Below are 14,074 nucleotides of genomic sequence, written 5' to 3' on the forward strand. Positions count from 1 at the left end.
GTCGGTATCGGCAGTCCGCTCGGATCGACTCGCAGCCGTCGGGCGGTCAGTACACGAGTGCCTGCGCGCCCTCGGCCAACGCCTCCTCGACGAAGACCGCGGCGCCCGCGATCCGGACCCCGGGGAGTACGTCGTCCGGGCCGATCTCCCGTCGTGCCGCGCACTGGGTGCAGGCGGTCACCCGACCACTGGTCAGGATGACGTGCAGCAACTCGGCCAGGGGTGCGGAATGCGGCAGCTCGAACTGCTGGGCGCGGCCGGGCAGCGCGAACCAGGTCGACTCACCGGTCAACCAGAGCGAGACGTCCACTCCGGCCGCGACCGCCGTCGCGGCGACGGTGAATGCCTGTGCGCACCGCTCCGGGGCGTCCGCCCCAGCGGTGGCCTTGACGACGAGAGTGCGGGCCATGGGGCCCAGCATAGGATGGTCGGGATGGTTACCGAGATCGGGTTTGTCAGCCTGCTGGTCGCTGGCCTGGGCGGGCTCGCCGGTGGCCTGGTCTACCTTGCCGTACGCATTTCGAGAGGACGTTGGTGAGCGCGAGGAGTGAGCCGGGCCTGCGAGCCCCGCAGTCGCGAACGAGAGAGGCGGGGTGACGCTGGTGAGCGAGAATCCGCTGCAGCCGCCGTGGCTGAACGCGCCGCCGGTCGAGGAGTACCCGTTCGAGGAGAGCCACGACCTGCGGGTCGGGCCGAAGCTGCACCCCGCACTGGACGGTCTGCTGCCGTACATCGGCCTGTGGCGTGGTCGAGGCAAGGGCGGTTTCCCCACCATCGAGGACTTCGACTACGCGCAGGAGATCCGGATCAGCCACGACGGCCGACCGTTCCTGCACTACGAGTCGCGGGCCTGGATCCTCGACGAGCAGAGCCAGCCGGTCCGTCCGGCCGGTCGCGAGGTCGGCTGGTGGCGGCCGGTGCTGGTGGATGGTCGGGCAACCGATGAGCTGGAGGCGCTGCTGACCACCCCGACCGGGGTGATGGAGCTGCACCTGGGCAAGCGCACCGGCACGCAGGTCGAGTTCGCCACCGACGCGGTCATCCGGACTCCGACCGCCAAGGAGGTCACCGGCGGGCACCGGCTCTTCGGCATCGTCGAGGGCGCGCTGCTCTACGCCCAGGAGATGGCCGCCATGGGGCACGGGCTCAGCCCGCACCTCTCGGCCCGGCTCGTTCGGGTCGGCGGCTGACTAGACGGGGAAACCCAGCAGGGCGTGCAGGGCGGGGGTGCGCGGGCAGTGGTCCCGGCGCACCCCGTCCAGCATCCGGACCTCGGCGAGGCCGCGCACGGATGAGCTGAACCAGACCCCGTCGGCGGCGTGCAACTCGGCCGGGGTGACCATCCGCTCGGTGCCGTTCAGGCCGAGCTCGTCGGCGTGGGCGAGCAGCCAGGCGACGGTGGTGCCGGGCAGGATGCCGGTGGTGGCGGCGGGCACCGTGCAGAGCGTGTTGCCGGTGAGCCAGACCACGTTGGCGATCGGTCCCTCCAGCGCGTACCCGTCGGAGGAGACCCAGAGCACGTCGTCCACCCCGGCCCGGTGCGCCCAGCGGCGGGCCGCGCTGTTGACCGCGTACGAGGTGGATTTGATCCCCGCCGGCAGCCAGTCGAGCCCGGTGCGCGCGTCGGCGGGCACCCCCAGCGGCAGGACGGCCACGGTGATCCCGTTTCGCCGGGCCGCCCGGGACGACGCCGGCACCTCGGTCAGCGTGGCGTACACGGTCGGCGCCCCGCCGGCCTCCGAGCCCCGGGTGCAGACCAGCCGTAGCGCGCCCTCCACCTGTGCGGGCCAGCCCGCGCGCACCGTGTCGAGCAGGTCGACCAGCGTGTCGGTGGGGGGCAGGTCCAGGTCGACGGCCGCCGCCGCGGTGGTCAGCCGGGCCAGATGCTCGTCGAGCAGCCACGGCCGGCCCCGGCGCAGGTGCATGGACTCGAAGAGCCCGTCTCCGCGCAGAACGCCCAGGTCGTCGCCGCGGAGCACCGGCTCGTCGGCCGGGATCAGGCCCCGCCCGAGCACGGCGATCCGCGTGCTCGCAGAGGCCGGGGCCGTGCCGACGGACGACGTCACCATGACCGTCGAGCCTAGCGGCGGTTGGTCGCGGGCAGGAGGGGGCACGATCGCCGAACTATGATCGGACGGTGTCCGAATCCTCCCTAGCGGAAATGCTGCGGGCCCGTGGGCTGCGACTGACGCCCCAGCGGCAGCTCGTCCTCCAGGCGGTGCTCGATCTGGGCCACGCCACTCCGGAGCAGGTGCACACCGCCGTCCGGGAGGTCGCCGCCGGCGTCAACATCACCACCATCTACCGAACGCTGGAGCTGTTGGAACGGCTCGGCCTGGTGACCCACACGCATCTCTCCCACGGCTCGCCGACCTACCACGCGGCGGGTGAGCACCAACACGTCCACCTGGTCTGCCGGGAGTGCGGCGCGATCGACGAGATCGAACCGGAGCTGCTCCGCCCGCTCGCCGACCAGTTGGCCGCACAGCGGGGTTTCCGGGTGGACATCGGGCACGTGTCACTCTTCGGCGTCTGCGCACGCTGCGAGAACGGGGACGAAAAATGATCGACATCGCGGGCGCGGTGGCCGTCGAGAGCATCGACGAGGCCAGCCGTGACCAGCCGGATCCGGCGCACGTCGCGGCCGGGGTACGGGGAGTTGCCGCGCACTACGGTGACCCGCTGCGCGAGCAGCGCACCCTCGACACCGAGGTCGGCCTGGTCGACCGGTCGCATCGGGGGATCATCGCGGTGCCCGGGGAGGACCGGGCCGGTTGGCTGCACACGATCACCTCGCAGCACCTGACCGCGCTCGCCGCCGGTGAGGGCACCGAGTTGCTGGTGCTGTCGCCGCACGGCCACGTCGAGCAGCACGCCATGGTCGCGGAGGACGGCGAGACCGCCTGGCTGGACACCGAGCCGGGGGCGACCGAGGGCCTGCTGACCTACCTGGAGAAGATGCGGTTCTTCAGCAAGGTCGAACCCCGCGACGCGACGGCCGAGCGCGCGCTGTTGTCGCTGGTCGGGCCGGCGGCCACGGAGGCGTTGGGCACGCTCGGCGTGACCGGGCTGGCGGCACCGGACCTGGTCGCGGTGCCGGGTCCGAAGTTCGCGCACGGTGCCGTGCCACCCCGGGCGAGCGCTCGGTACGACGTGCGACCGCTGCCGATCGGCGGCTGGGCCCGACGTGGTCCGCTCGGAGTGGACCTGCTGGTGCCCCGCTCGGCGATGGACCAGGTGGTGGCCGAGCTGCGCGGTGCCGGCGTGCCGGTCGCGGGGCTCTGGGCGTACGAGGCGATCCGGGTGGCCGCCCGGCAGCCCCGGGTCGGGGTGGACACCGACCACCGGACCATTCCCGCCGAGGTCGACCTGATCGCACCGGCGGTGCACCTGGACAAGGGTTGCTACCGGGGGCAGGAGACGGTGGCTCGGGTGCACAACCTGGGCCGGCCGCCGCGTCGTCTCGTCCTGCTTCATCTGGACGGGGTGACCACCGACCAGCCGCCGGTGGCCGGTACGCCGGTGACCCTCGACGGCCGAGCGGTCGGCTTCGTCGGCAGCGCGGTGCTGCACCACGAGCTGGGTCAGATCGCCCTCGCGGTGCTGAAGCGCAACGTCCCGGACGACGCCGCGCTGCGGATCGGCGAGACCGCGGCGGCGATCGACCCGTCCTGAGCGGGCCGTCTAGGATCGCCGGCATGACGACAGGGACGTTGATCACGGTGGCTCCGACCGGCGCTGAGTCGGCCAAGGCGGAGGTGCCGGCGCTGCCGGTGACCCTCGACGAGCTGCTGCTCACCGCCAAGGAGTGCGAGGCGCTCGGTGCCGCCGTGATCCACGTCCACATCCGGGACGACGAGGCCCGGCCGACGCTCGACCCGGTGCGGCTGGCCGACACGGTCGCGGCGCTGCGGGAGAACACCGACCTGATCGTGCAGCTCTCTTCCGGCGGCGCGGTGACCGACTCGGAGGCCGCCCGGCTCGCCGTGCTCGACGCCCGTCCGGACATGGCCTCCTGCACCATGGGCACTGTCAACTTCGGCGCCGACGTCTTCCTCAACCGTTGGGAGTTCATCGTCGATCTGCACACGCGGATGCAGGACCGCGGGATCGTGCCGGAGTACGAGATCTTCGAGCTCGGCCACCTGTCCGCGTTGCAGCGGCTGCTCGGCAAGTACGGGCTCCCGGCCGGTGGGCACGTGCACGTCGACTTCGTGATGGGCGTGCCGGGCGGTATGCCGGGCACCACCGAGACCCTGGTCGCGGCCCAACGGATGCTGCGGGACCTGCCCGAGGGCACCACGTTCTCGGCCACCGGCGTCGGGCGCAGCACTCTCCCGGTGCTGCTGGCCTCGCTGTCGACCGGCGGTCACCTGCGGGTGGGCATGGAAGACACCGTGACGTACGCGAAGGGCCGCCCGGTGGAGTCCAACATGCAGTTGGTCGCCCGCGCGGTGGGTTTCGCCCAGCTCGCCCAGCGTCCGCCGCTGACCACCACCGAGGCCCGCGAGCTGCTCGGCCTGTAAGGCCGCGCCTGTCCCGCGCCCCTGTCACCCGGGCGGTGGACCTCCTGGTCACCCCGCCGACGGGCACCCCCCGGCCGTCGGTACCGTCCAGCGCGTGACGAAGACGTACGAGGGTGGCGCGCCGCTCGCCGAGGTGGTCCGGTCCGGGTTTGTGGAGGGTGCGCACCGAGGCTCGGTGGTGGTGCTGGACGCCGCGGGTGTGGCGGTGGCGTCCGCCGGGGACGTGACCTCGCCGGTCTTTCCCCGCTCGGCCAGCAAGCCGATGCAGGCGATCGGGATGCTCCGGTCCGGCCTGGCGTTGACCGACCCGGCCGACGTGGCGCTGGTGGCGGCGAGTCACGCGGGCGAGGATTTCCACCTGGCGCGGGTCGGTGCGCTGCTGGAGCGTGTCGGGCTGGACGCGTCGGCGCTGCACTGCCCGCCCGACCTGCCGGTGGGCGCTGCGGCCCGGGAGGCGGTGCTGCGCGCCGGTGGCGGCCCGAGCCGGGTGCAGATGAACTGCTCCGGCAAGCACAGCGGGATGCTGCTGACCTGCGCGGCCGCCGGGTGGCCGCTGGACGGTTACTGGCGGCCGGAGCACCCGCTGCAGCAGCGGTTGCGGGCCGCCATCGAGGAGTTCACCGGCGAGCAGGCGGCGGCGGTGGGCGTCGACGGCTGCGGCGCCCCGGTGCTGGCGGTGTCGCTGACCGGCCTGGCCGGCGCGTACCTGCGGCTGGTCGACGCCGAGCCCGGTTCGGTGCCGCGCACGGTGGCCGACGCCATGCGGGCGCACCCGGAGATCGTGGGTGGCACCCAGGCCGACGACACCCGGCTGATGCGCGGTGTCCCGGGGTTGCTGGCCAAGGTCGGTGCCGAGGGTGTGATCGCCGTGGCGCTGCCCGGCGTCGGCGCCGTCGCACTGAAGATCGACGACGGCGCCGACCGGGCTCGGATGCCGGTGCTGGTCTCCGCGCTGCGCCGGCTCGGCGTGGACGCCCCGGTGCTGACCGAGTACGCCGAGGTGCCGCTCTTCGGCGGCGGCGTCCCAGTCGGTGCGGTCCGCCCGCTCTGGTGACTGGGCCCTAGCTCAGGAAGTCGAGCAGCGCGGCGTTGACCGGCTCCGGTCGCTCCAGCGGCAGCAGGTGCGCGGCGTCCGGCACGTCGGGCAGTCGGATCGCACCGGGGACCTCGGCGGCGATCCGGTCGGCGAGCCGACTGATGTCCGGCACGTCCGCGGCACCTGCGGTGACCAGGACGGGGATCGTCAGTTCGCCGAGCCGGCCGATCGCCGGTGGGGTCAGCTCGCCCACCTCGACCGCGCCGAGCGCGAGCTCGGCGGCGAGGGCACGCTGGTCCATCTCCTGCGCGAAGGCGACCAGCTCCGGGTCGACGTCCGCCGGCTGGCGTCCCGGGCCGACCACCCAGAACCGCACCTCGCCGGCCGCGCCGGCGACGAAGTCGTCGGGGTCGACCTCGCCGACCAGGTCGTCCCAGAGGTCGTTCGCCTCGTCGGACCACTCGTTGCCGGAGACCGCCGTGTCGAACAGCGCGAGCGCGCTGACCCGGTCGGGGTGGGCCAGCGCGGTGTCGATGGCGACCGCTCCACCGAAGGAGCAGCCGACCAGGGCGGCTCGGGGCAGGCCCAGCGCGTCCAGCAACCCGGCCACGTCGTCGTGGTGCGTGAATGGCGCCGGGGGCAGCTCCGAGTCTCCGTAACCGCGCAGGTCAGGAACGATCACCCGGTGCCGGGCGGCGAGCGCGGACACCTGACCCCGCCACATCCGCCGGTCGGCGATGCCGGCGTGCAGCAGGACGACGGGCGAACCAGTGCCGGCCTCGTCGTACGCGATGCTTGCTCCATTGACTGTGATCTTGTGCACGAACGGACCGTACGGATCGGGCGAGCGGCGCGCAAACGGGATGCTGAGACCTTGCTAACTATGGTTAGCGTTTTGCTTGCAGGAGTTAGCGCGGGCGATTAGCGTCGCTGTCATGGCCACACCCAAGGACCTTCCCGACGTCGGCGGGTTCATCCGCGATCTGCGGCGCAACGCCAAGATTTCGCTACGGCAGCTCGCCGAGCAGGCGGGGGTCAGCAACCCGTACCTCAGCCAGATCGAGCGCGGCCTGCGCAAGCCCAGCGCCGAGGTGCTGCAGCAGTTGGCGAGCGCGCTGCGGGTCTCCACGCCGGCGATGTACCTGCGGGCCGGTCTGCTCGACGACAAGGAAGGCCACGGGGTGCTCGCGGCCATCGCCGTGGACGCCGATCTGACGATGGCGCAGAAGCAGTCGCTCAGTCAGATCTACGAGACGTTCCGCCGGGAGAACGCCCGGCTGGCCGAGGCCCAGGCCGAAGCCGAGGCGACCCCGCCCGACCAGGCCGCCGACCAACCCGCGAGCCAGGCCGCCGACCTGGCCAATGTGGCCGCCACCGGCCCCACCACCGTAGGCGGCACCCCGACCGAGGCCGTGCTCGAGTCGATCGCCGTCACCGAGGCGGGCACCGCCCCCGCTCCGGGCAACACCAACATCCCCCAGAAGAAGAAGGCCGCCGAGGCGGCCGAAGAGGAGACGTCATGAGCGAGCCGAAGACCAACCGCATCCCCGCCCCGATCTACGCCGCCGCCGGCGCCGGTGAACTGGCCATCGAGCAGCTGCGCAAGCTGCCGGCCGTGGTCGGCGTGCTCAGCACCCGGGTCGTCGCCGACCTCGGTGGCCGGGCCGTGCTGACCGGCTTCGAGCTGAAGCAGAAGGCCACCGAGACGCTGCGTACCGCCAACGAGACCGCCGACCTGGCGAAGCTGCGCGAGGTGGCCGACCTCGACAAGCTGCGCGCCACCGCGACCCGTAACGCCGCCCTGGTGGTCGCGAGCGCCCAGGCCGCCCAGGAGCGGGCGTTCGCCGCCTACGGCGCGCTGGTCGCCCGCGGTGAGCGGGTCGTCGGCGCCGGGGTTCTGGAGGCCGCCGACACGGTCAACGCCGACATCGAGGCCACTCAGGGCGGAACGCCGGCCGCCACCGCCCCGGCTGCGGCCCCCGCCGATGTGCCGACCCCGGCCGACGTGGCCGAGATCGCCGAGACCAAGCCGGCCGCCGTCAAGAAGGTCGCCCGCGCACCGAAGGCGGCCAAGCCGGCCGAGACCCCGTCGGCGAAGCTTCCCCGGGCCACCAAGCGGACCAGCCCGGCCGCCGAGTAGCTCGTCGGGTCGACGACCCCGGCGGCGTCCTTGTCGGACGTAGCCGGGGTCGTGGACATAAACTTGCCGACATGGCCAACGCCGCGCCGATCTTCGCGTTCGAAGTCCGCTACGTGATCGAGCTGATCCTGCTCGTCTTCGCGCTGATCATCCAGGGTGTCGCGCTGGTGCACGCTGTCACGCAGCGCTCCGACGCGTTTCCCGCCATCGGGACGCTGCCCAAGGGCGGCTGGATCGCCATCCTGGCGGTCTGCCTGGTGCTCACCCTGCTCGGCTTCGGTCCGATCAGCCTCTTCGGACTGATCGGCATCGCCGCCGCGCTCATCTATCTGCTCGACGTCCGGGTCGGTCTGCGCGACCTGAGCGACGGCAAAGGGTTCTGGTGAGAGGTTTTCGCTGGCCGCCACCACCCGACAGCGGGCCCCGCACCTGGGGTCCCGGCCCGGGTGGGCCGCGTACCGGCCGGCCGGCGCTGCCGGAACCGGAGACCGAGCTGGTCACCACCCCACACGGCGTACGGCTGGAGCGGCTGGTCACCGGCACCGGTGACCCGGTCACCGTGTTCGCGCACGGGCTGGGCAACGGCATCGCCACCACCCGCCCGTTCGGCAGTGGGGTGAATGGCCGCAAGGTGTTCTTCCAGTTCCGCGGGCACGGCCGCTCCGAAGCCCCGGACGGTCCGTGGGACTACCTGGACCTGGCCCGGGATCTCCGCGCCATCGCGGACCTCGGCGGGGCCAGTCGGGCGTTCGGCGCGAGCCTCGGCGCCGGTGCCCTGAGCCGCCTCCTCGCCGAGAGTCCAGAGCGTTTCGAGAAGCTGGTCTTCTTTCTGCCGGCGGTCCTCGACGAGCCACGCGGCCCGGTGGCGCGGGAACGTTTCACCGATCTGCTGGAGGCGGTGGAGAGCGGGGACGCCTCGGCGGTCGCCGACGTCGTCACCCTGGAGCTGCCCCCGGCGGTGCGCAACACCCCGGCCGGCTGGGCGTACCTGCGGCAACGGCTCGACCAACTGCTCCGCGACGGCTTGGCCGACGGCCTGGCCACGCTCGCGGACCAGACACCGCTGCGCCAGATCAGTGATCTGTCGGCGGTCACCGCACCGGCGCTGGTGATCGGCTGCGCGGGCGACGACCTGCACCCGGTCGAGGTCGCCGAGCGGCTCGCTGTCGCGCTGCCCCAGGCCACCCTGCACGTGTACGACCGGCCCGGCGTGCTCTGGTCGGAACGCGCCGACCTGCGGGACCGCATCTCCGGCTTCCTGAACGAGTAGCCTGCCCTGTCATGGGCGTCACACAACATGGCCGTACGCACCGGCTGGACCTTGCCGACCCGACCCTGCGCGAGTGGACCTGCACGGTCCTGCACGCCGACCCGGAGCAGGGCATCGTGCTGGACCGTTCGGCGTTCTACCCGGGCGGCGGCGGCCAACCACCGGACCACGGCGTGCTGCTCTGGCAGGGCGTGCAGACCCGGATCGTCGGCACCCGCAAGGGCGACGACCCGTACCTGATCCCCGCCGAGGGTGACCCGCTGCCGCCGGTCGGCACCGAGGTCGTCGGCGCGGTGGAGGATGAGCGTCGCACCCGGCTGATGCGCACGCACTCCGGGCTGCACGTGCTCTGCGGTGTGGTGTTCCGCGACTTCGGCGCGCTGGTCACCGGCGGCAACATGGAACCGGGTGAGGCTCGGATGGACTTCAACCTCCCTGAGGTTCCCCCGGACTTCAAGGCCCGGATCGAGGAGCTGGTCAACGCCGAGGTGGCCGCCGACCGCTCGGTCGCCACCCGGGTGCTGCCGCGCACCGAGGCGCTGGCCCTGCCGGACATCATCCGCACCCAGTCCAACCTCATCCCGCCCGACGAGCAGGAGGTCCGGATCGTCGACATCGTCGGGCTGGACGTGCAGGCCGACGGTGGCACCCACGTCGCCTCCACCGCCCAGATCGGCAAGGTGCAGGTGGTCAAGGTGGAGAGCAAGGGCCGGGCCAACCGCCGGGTCCGCGTCCGGCTGGTGGATTAGGTCGGGTAACGAATTCGGACGTCGGCTGTCAGGTATTCCTGACAACGTCGAGGCATGACACAACCGCTCGCAGGAAAGATCGCGCTCGTCGCCGGTGCCACCCGTGGTGCCGGGCGGCAGATCGCCGTTCAGCTCGGCGCGGCCGGGGCCACGGTCTACGCCACCGGCCGCAGCACCCGGGCCGGCCGCTCCGAGATGGACCGACCGGAGACCATCGAGGAGACCGCCGAGCTGGTCAGCGCGGCCGGCGGCACCGGCATCGCCGTCCAGGTCGATCACCTGGTGCCCGACCAGGTTCGCGACCTGGTCGCCCGGATCGACGCCGAGCAGGGCCAACTCGACGTGCTCGTCAACGACATCTGGGGCGGCGACCCGCTGGTCACCTGGGACAAGCCGGTGTGGGAGCAGCCGCTCGACGCCGGCTTCCGCACCCTGCGGCTGGCCGTCGACACGCACATCATCACCAGCCACTTCGCCCTGCCGCTGTTGATCCGCAAGCCGGGCGGACTGGTGGTGGAGATGGGCGACGGCACCAAGGCGTACAACGACGAGAACTACCGGCTGTCGGTCTTCTACGACCTGGCCAAGGTCTCGGTCAACCGGCTCGCCTTCAGCCAGGCGCACGAGCTGAAGCCGCACGGCTGCACGGCGGTGGCGCTCACCCCCGGCTGGATTCGGTCCGAGGCGATGCTGGAGCACTTCGGCGTGACCGAGGAGAACTGGCGCGACGGCGCTGCCACCGACCCGAACTTCCTCATCTCGGAGACCCCGGCCTTCGTCGGCCGGGCGGTGGCCGCGCTCGCCGCCGACCAGGACAAGGCCCGGTGGAGCGGCAGGTCCGTCGATGCCGGCACGCTGTCCAAGGTGTACGGGTTCACCGACCTTGACGGCAGCCAACCCGAGGGCTTCCGCTACATCACCGAGGTGGTCGATGCCGGCAAGCCGGCGGACGTCACCGGCTACCGGTAGAGCGCACGGAGCCGCTCCGCGCTCTGGACGAACAACTGCCGCAGCTCGGGTGGATCGAGGACCTCGACCTCGGGGCCGAGCCCCAGCAGTTGGTGGTACGCCACCTGGGCCGACTCGACGGGCAGCCGCGCCACCACCCAGCCCTGCCCGTCCGGTTCGCTGGCGGTGGCGACCAGCTCGTCGTACACGAAGGGGGCATCGACCAGGTGCCGGAGCTGGCGCAGGCCGGCGGGGCTCAGCCGGACGGCGACCTCGGCCCGCAGCATGGTCCGCAGGAACGACCCGGCCTGCTCGCGCCAGTGCCCGGCCAGGTCGAAGCCCTCGTCGCGGTCGAAGTGCTCGTCGCCCACCTCGACCGCGGTGACCCGGTCCACCCGGTAGGTGCGGACATCCTCGTCGACCCGGCCGACCAAATACCAGACACCGCTCTTGAGCACCAGGCCGTACGGCTGGACCCGGCGGGTCACCTCGCGGTCGCCGCGTCGGTAGCGCAGCTGCACCACCCGGTCGCCCCAGACCGCTCGGGCGAGGTCGGGCAACCAGAGCGGCGGTGTCGTCTCCCGGAACCAGCCCGGCACGTCCAGGTGGAACCGCTGCCCGGTGCGGGCCGGCGCGTCGCGTAGGGCGGGTGGTAGCGCGGCGAGCACCTTCAGCTCGGCGGACGCGACCGCGTCGGCGAGCCCCATGTCACCGGCGGGGCCGGGTAGCCCAGCGAGGAAGAGCGCCTCCGCCTCGTCCCGGGTCAGCCCGGTCAGCCGGGTGCGGTAGCCACCGAGCAGGCGGTAGCCGCCGGCCCGGCCCCGGTCGGCGTATACCGGCACGCCCGCGGCGGAGAGCGCCAGGACGTCCCGGTAGACGGTTCGCTCGGAGACCTCCAGCTCCCGCGCCAGCTCGCTCGCGGTCATCGACCCGCGCGCCTGCAACAGCAACAGCAACGAGATCAGTCGGGACGCGCGCACCCGCCCATCCTGCCCGCTACCGCCCGCCGTCCGGCGGATTCGATCACCGCTGGTTAGGCTGCTCGATCGTGGACGTCAGCAGAATCGCCAGCCCGGTCACCGGGGTCGCCGGACGCTTCCTCGCCGGGGCAGGGCTGCTCCTGCGCGGGTTGGGCCTCTACGTCCGCAACCCGGGGCTGATGCTGCTCGGCATCGTGCCGGCACTGATCTCCGGCGCGCTCTTCCTGGCCGCGCTCGCCACGCTGGTGTACTTCGTGGACGACCTCGCCGCACTGGTCACCCCGTTCGCCGACGACTGGTCGAGCACCGGCCGCAGCCTGGTCCGGGTGATCGCCGGGTTGGCCTTCCTGGGGCTCGGCGGCCTGCTCGGCGTGCTCACCTTCACCGCGGTCACCCTGGTCATCGGCGACCCGTTCTACGAAAAGATCTCCGAGCAGGTCGAGCAGCGGTACGGCGGCACGCCGGGCGCGGTGGACGTGCCCTTCTGGTCGTCACTGCGGCGCAGCCTCGCCGACTCGGTACGCCTGGTGGCGCTCACCGCGCTGGTCGGCATTCCGCTCTTCCTCGCCGGTTTCATCCCGGTGGTCGGCCAGACGGTCGTTCCGGTGATCGGGGCGGCCGTCGGCGGGTGGTTCCTCGCCGTGGAGCTGGTCGGTGCACCGTTCTACCGACGCGGAATGCGGCTGCCGCAGCGTCGGACGATCCTGAAGGCCGACCGACCCACCGCGCTCGGCTTCGGAGTGGCCGTTTTCCTCTGCTTCCTGATTCCGCTCGGCGCCGTGCTGATCATGCCGGCCGCGGTCGCCGGTGCGACCCTGCTGGCCCGGCGCTCGATGGGCCAGCCGATCGACGGCCCACTGTCGACGCCGCCCATCGGCCGTCCTGTCGAGAGGAACTAGTCGTGGAGATCACCCTGGTCGAGGGGGACATCACCACCCAGCGGGTGGACGCCATCGTGAACGCCGCCAACTCGTCCCTGCTCGGCGGCGGCGGCGTCGACGGTGCCATCCACCGGCGCGGCGGGCCAGCCATTCTGGCCGAGTGCCGGGCGCTGCGGGCGTCCCGCTACGGCAGGGGCCTGCCCACCGGTCAGGCGGTGGCGACCACGGCCGGGGAGCTGCCGGCCCGCTGGGTGATCCACACAGTCGGGCCGGTCTGGTCGGCCAGCGAGGACCGGTCGGTGCTGTTGCGCGACTGCTACGCCAACAGCCTCGCGGTCGCCGACGAGCTGGGCGCGACCACTGTGGCGTACCCGCTGATCTCGGCCGGCATCTACGGCTGGCCGGTGGACGACGCGGTCGGTCAGGCGCTGGCGGTGCTGCGCTCGGCCACCCCGGCCAGCGTCACCGAGGCCCGTCTGGTGCTCTTCGGCGCCGACACCCACGCCACCGCGCGCCAGGTGTTCCAGGCCGGCTGACCGGTCCCGTCCCCCGCTTCTGCCTCGATCAAGTGATGAAAAGTAGGTTCCAGAGGCCACGCGAACCTACTTTTCATCACTTGATCACCGCAGATCAGGTGCTCAGCGACCTCGACACCCGTGCCTCATCCCATAGGGACTCAAAGTGCTCCACGTAACGATCAAAAGGACCGCCGGCTTCGCGGCGTCGGAAGTGCATCGTTACCGAGTCCTGCCCTAGCCCCGCGCCGATGTGCGTAGCCACGATCGCCTCGTCATCGAAGACCCAGACGGACATGGCGACGTGCCGCTCTGACAGCCGGACGGCAAGGGGCTCCGGAGACTTCGCGATCTCTGCCTGGGTCATGGCGATGCGGGTCGCGAGCGTGAGGGGAGTCGATTCGATGCGCTCTCGCGCCGCAGTGACCTCGCTGCCAGGATCGCCGAGTAGGAAACGCACATCAGCGCCGCTCTGGGCCTTCGCGCCGAGCGTGGTGGCTGCGTTGGGGACCTCGAGCCACACGAAGTAACTCGTGTATCCGCCAAACCACAAGCGCGTACCCGCATTGCCGATCAACTCACGAAATAGTGAACGCGGAAGGTCGGATCGGCGCGCGTACACGCCGACCAACTCACGGTCTGAACCGACCTTGACTGCGCGGCGGACGACCTCGGGCCATAGCACCTCTACATCCTGACCCAACACCCCTGCGGCCCGCATCCGGAAGCGAGGGTGCGGAACACGGCCTCTGCTGATCCACCGCTCAACCGTCTTCGGGTCCACACCGCACTTCTCGGCGAGGTCAGCAACGGTCAGCCCGGCCGACCTGAGGGCGTGTCCGAGGGCGTCGTTTCGCGTCATCGCAAGGGGACCTTTCCTAGACGTCCCCGATGGTCGCACACGGACGGTACCGGCGTCCGATACCCGCTGAAACCGTGTAGTTGAGCGGCACCGCTGGTCGAAGCGACGACCGGCGGCGGCGCTAGCCGGGGCCGTCTCTTAGGTGGGAACTAAGTGCGGCCTTCCTA

19 protein-coding genes are annotated in these 14,074 nt (G+C 71.8%); 14 read left to right on the plus strand and 5 right to left on the minus strand.

What is annotated here, in order from left to right:
• Positions 1 to 46: 46 nt before the first annotated feature.
• Positions 47 to 421 (minus strand): DsrE family protein, encoded by a 375-nt coding sequence (locus ACIBF8_RS24645; protein WP_396785931.1) that lies wholly within the window; start codon positions 419 to 421, stop codon positions 47 to 49.
• A gap of 12 nt (positions 422 to 433) precedes the next feature.
• On the opposite strand from ACIBF8_RS24645, the gene mtfM reads away from it, so the two are divergent.
• Positions 434 to 538: a small membrane protein MtfM gene (gene mtfM / locus ACIBF8_RS24650; protein WP_030327764.1), complete on the plus strand. Its 105-nt coding sequence runs from the start codon at positions 434 to 436 to the stop codon at positions 536 to 538.
• Positions 539 to 599: 61 nt separating this feature from the next.
• The gene (locus ACIBF8_RS24655) at positions 600 to 1,190 is read left to right on the plus strand and encodes an FABP family protein (RefSeq protein ID WP_396786035.1); all 591 of its coding nucleotides are present in this window, start codon (positions 600 to 602) and stop codon (positions 1,188 to 1,190) included.
• On the opposite strand, the gene ACIBF8_RS24660 is transcribed toward ACIBF8_RS24655, so the two are convergent.
• Complete coding sequence (locus ACIBF8_RS24660; RefSeq protein WP_396785932.1) at positions 1,191 to 2,069, minus strand: aminotransferase class IV; 879 nt, start codon at positions 2,067 to 2,069, stop codon at positions 1,191 to 1,193.
• A gap of 92 nt (positions 2,070 to 2,161) precedes the next feature.
• On the opposite strand from ACIBF8_RS24660, the gene ACIBF8_RS24665 reads away from it, so the two are divergent.
• The 4 genes from ACIBF8_RS24665 to ACIBF8_RS24680 all read left to right on the plus strand — a co-directional run bounded on the left by ACIBF8_RS24665 (position 2,162) and on the right by ACIBF8_RS24680 (position 5,580).
• A complete protein-coding gene (locus ACIBF8_RS24665; protein ID WP_396786036.1) occupies positions 2,162 to 2,566 on the plus strand; it encodes a Fur family transcriptional regulator in 405 nt (134 codons plus the stop codon).
• Entirely contained in the window at positions 2,563 to 3,675 is a 1,113-nt protein-coding gene (locus tag ACIBF8_RS24670; RefSeq protein ID WP_396785934.1) for a YgfZ/GcvT domain-containing protein, read from the plus strand. Before ACIBF8_RS24665 ends, ACIBF8_RS24670 begins: the two co-directional genes overlap by 4 nt.
• A 23-nt stretch (positions 3,676 to 3,698) precedes the next feature.
• On the plus strand, positions 3,699 to 4,526 hold the full coding sequence (locus ACIBF8_RS24675) for a 3-keto-5-aminohexanoate cleavage protein (protein WP_396785936.1): 828 nt from the start codon (positions 3,699 to 3,701) through the stop codon (positions 4,524 to 4,526).
• 94 nt (positions 4,527 to 4,620) lie between these two features.
• On the plus strand, positions 4,621 to 5,580 hold the full coding sequence (locus ACIBF8_RS24680) for an asparaginase (RefSeq protein ID WP_396785939.1): 960 nt from the start codon (positions 4,621 to 4,623) through the stop codon (positions 5,578 to 5,580).
• A gap of 7 nt (positions 5,581 to 5,587) precedes the next feature.
• On the opposite strand, the gene ACIBF8_RS24685 is transcribed toward ACIBF8_RS24680, so the two are convergent.
• Positions 5,588 to 6,385, minus strand: coding sequence for an alpha/beta fold hydrolase (locus tag ACIBF8_RS24685; RefSeq protein ID WP_396785941.1), 798 nt, complete (start codon positions 6,383 to 6,385; stop codon positions 5,588 to 5,590).
• 112 nt (positions 6,386 to 6,497) lie between these two features.
• Between ACIBF8_RS24685 and ACIBF8_RS24690 the strand changes: the two genes are divergently transcribed.
• From ACIBF8_RS24690 to ACIBF8_RS24715, 6 genes are all read left to right on the plus strand, one after another.
• On the plus strand, positions 6,498 to 7,085 hold the full coding sequence (locus ACIBF8_RS24690; protein WP_396785942.1) for a helix-turn-helix domain-containing protein: 588 nt from the start codon (positions 6,498 to 6,500) through the stop codon (positions 7,083 to 7,085).
• Complete coding sequence (locus ACIBF8_RS24695) at positions 7,082 to 7,702, plus strand: hypothetical protein (RefSeq protein ID WP_396785944.1); 621 nt, start codon at positions 7,082 to 7,084, stop codon at positions 7,700 to 7,702. The genes ACIBF8_RS24690 and ACIBF8_RS24695 overlap by 4 nt, the downstream gene beginning before the upstream one ends.
• A 71-nt stretch (positions 7,703 to 7,773) precedes the next feature.
• Entirely contained in the window at positions 7,774 to 8,088 is a 315-nt protein-coding gene (locus ACIBF8_RS24700) for a DUF2516 family protein (protein WP_030327754.1), read from the plus strand.
• A complete protein-coding gene (locus tag ACIBF8_RS24705) occupies positions 8,085 to 8,972 on the plus strand; it encodes an alpha/beta fold hydrolase (RefSeq protein ID WP_396785946.1) in 888 nt (295 codons plus the stop codon). Before ACIBF8_RS24700 ends, ACIBF8_RS24705 begins: the two co-directional genes overlap by 4 nt.
• An 11-nt stretch (positions 8,973 to 8,983) precedes the next feature.
• Positions 8,984 to 9,721: an alanyl-tRNA editing protein gene (locus ACIBF8_RS24710; protein WP_396785949.1), complete on the plus strand. Its 738-nt coding sequence runs from the start codon at positions 8,984 to 8,986 to the stop codon at positions 9,719 to 9,721.
• Positions 9,722 to 9,775: 54 nt separating this feature from the next.
• Positions 9,776 to 10,690 (plus strand): SDR family oxidoreductase, encoded by a 915-nt coding sequence (locus ACIBF8_RS24715; RefSeq protein ID WP_396785950.1) that lies wholly within the window; start codon positions 9,776 to 9,778, stop codon positions 10,688 to 10,690.
• On the opposite strand, the gene ACIBF8_RS24720 is transcribed toward ACIBF8_RS24715, so the two are convergent.
• The gene (locus tag ACIBF8_RS24720; protein WP_396785952.1) at positions 10,681 to 11,649 is read right to left on the minus strand and encodes a helix-turn-helix transcriptional regulator; all 969 of its coding nucleotides are present in this window, start codon (positions 11,647 to 11,649) and stop codon (positions 10,681 to 10,683) included. The genes ACIBF8_RS24715 and ACIBF8_RS24720 overlap by 10 nt on opposite strands.
• A 68-nt stretch (positions 11,650 to 11,717) precedes the next feature.
• Here ACIBF8_RS24720 and ACIBF8_RS24725 point away from each other — a divergent pair, with 68 nt between their 5' ends.
• Entirely contained in the window at positions 11,718 to 12,548 is an 831-nt protein-coding gene (locus ACIBF8_RS24725; RefSeq protein ID WP_396785954.1) for an EI24 domain-containing protein, read from the plus strand.
• A 2-nt stretch (positions 12,549 to 12,550) separates the two neighbouring features.
• On the plus strand, positions 12,551 to 13,066 hold the full coding sequence (locus ACIBF8_RS24730) for an O-acetyl-ADP-ribose deacetylase (RefSeq protein ID WP_396785956.1): 516 nt from the start codon (positions 12,551 to 12,553) through the stop codon (positions 13,064 to 13,066).
• A gap of 94 nt (positions 13,067 to 13,160) precedes the next feature.
• Here the strand turns inward: ACIBF8_RS24730 and ACIBF8_RS24735 are convergent, their stop codons facing one another.
• Positions 13,161 to 13,907: an XRE family transcriptional regulator gene (locus ACIBF8_RS24735; protein WP_396785958.1), complete on the minus strand. Its 747-nt coding sequence runs from the start codon at positions 13,905 to 13,907 to the stop codon at positions 13,161 to 13,163.
• Positions 13,908 to 14,074 lie beyond the last annotated feature (167 nt).

This window comes from Micromonospora sp. NPDC050276, from assembly GCF_044459545.1.
Taxonomy (GTDB): Bacteria; Actinomycetota; Actinomycetes; order Mycobacteriales; family Micromonosporaceae; genus Micromonospora.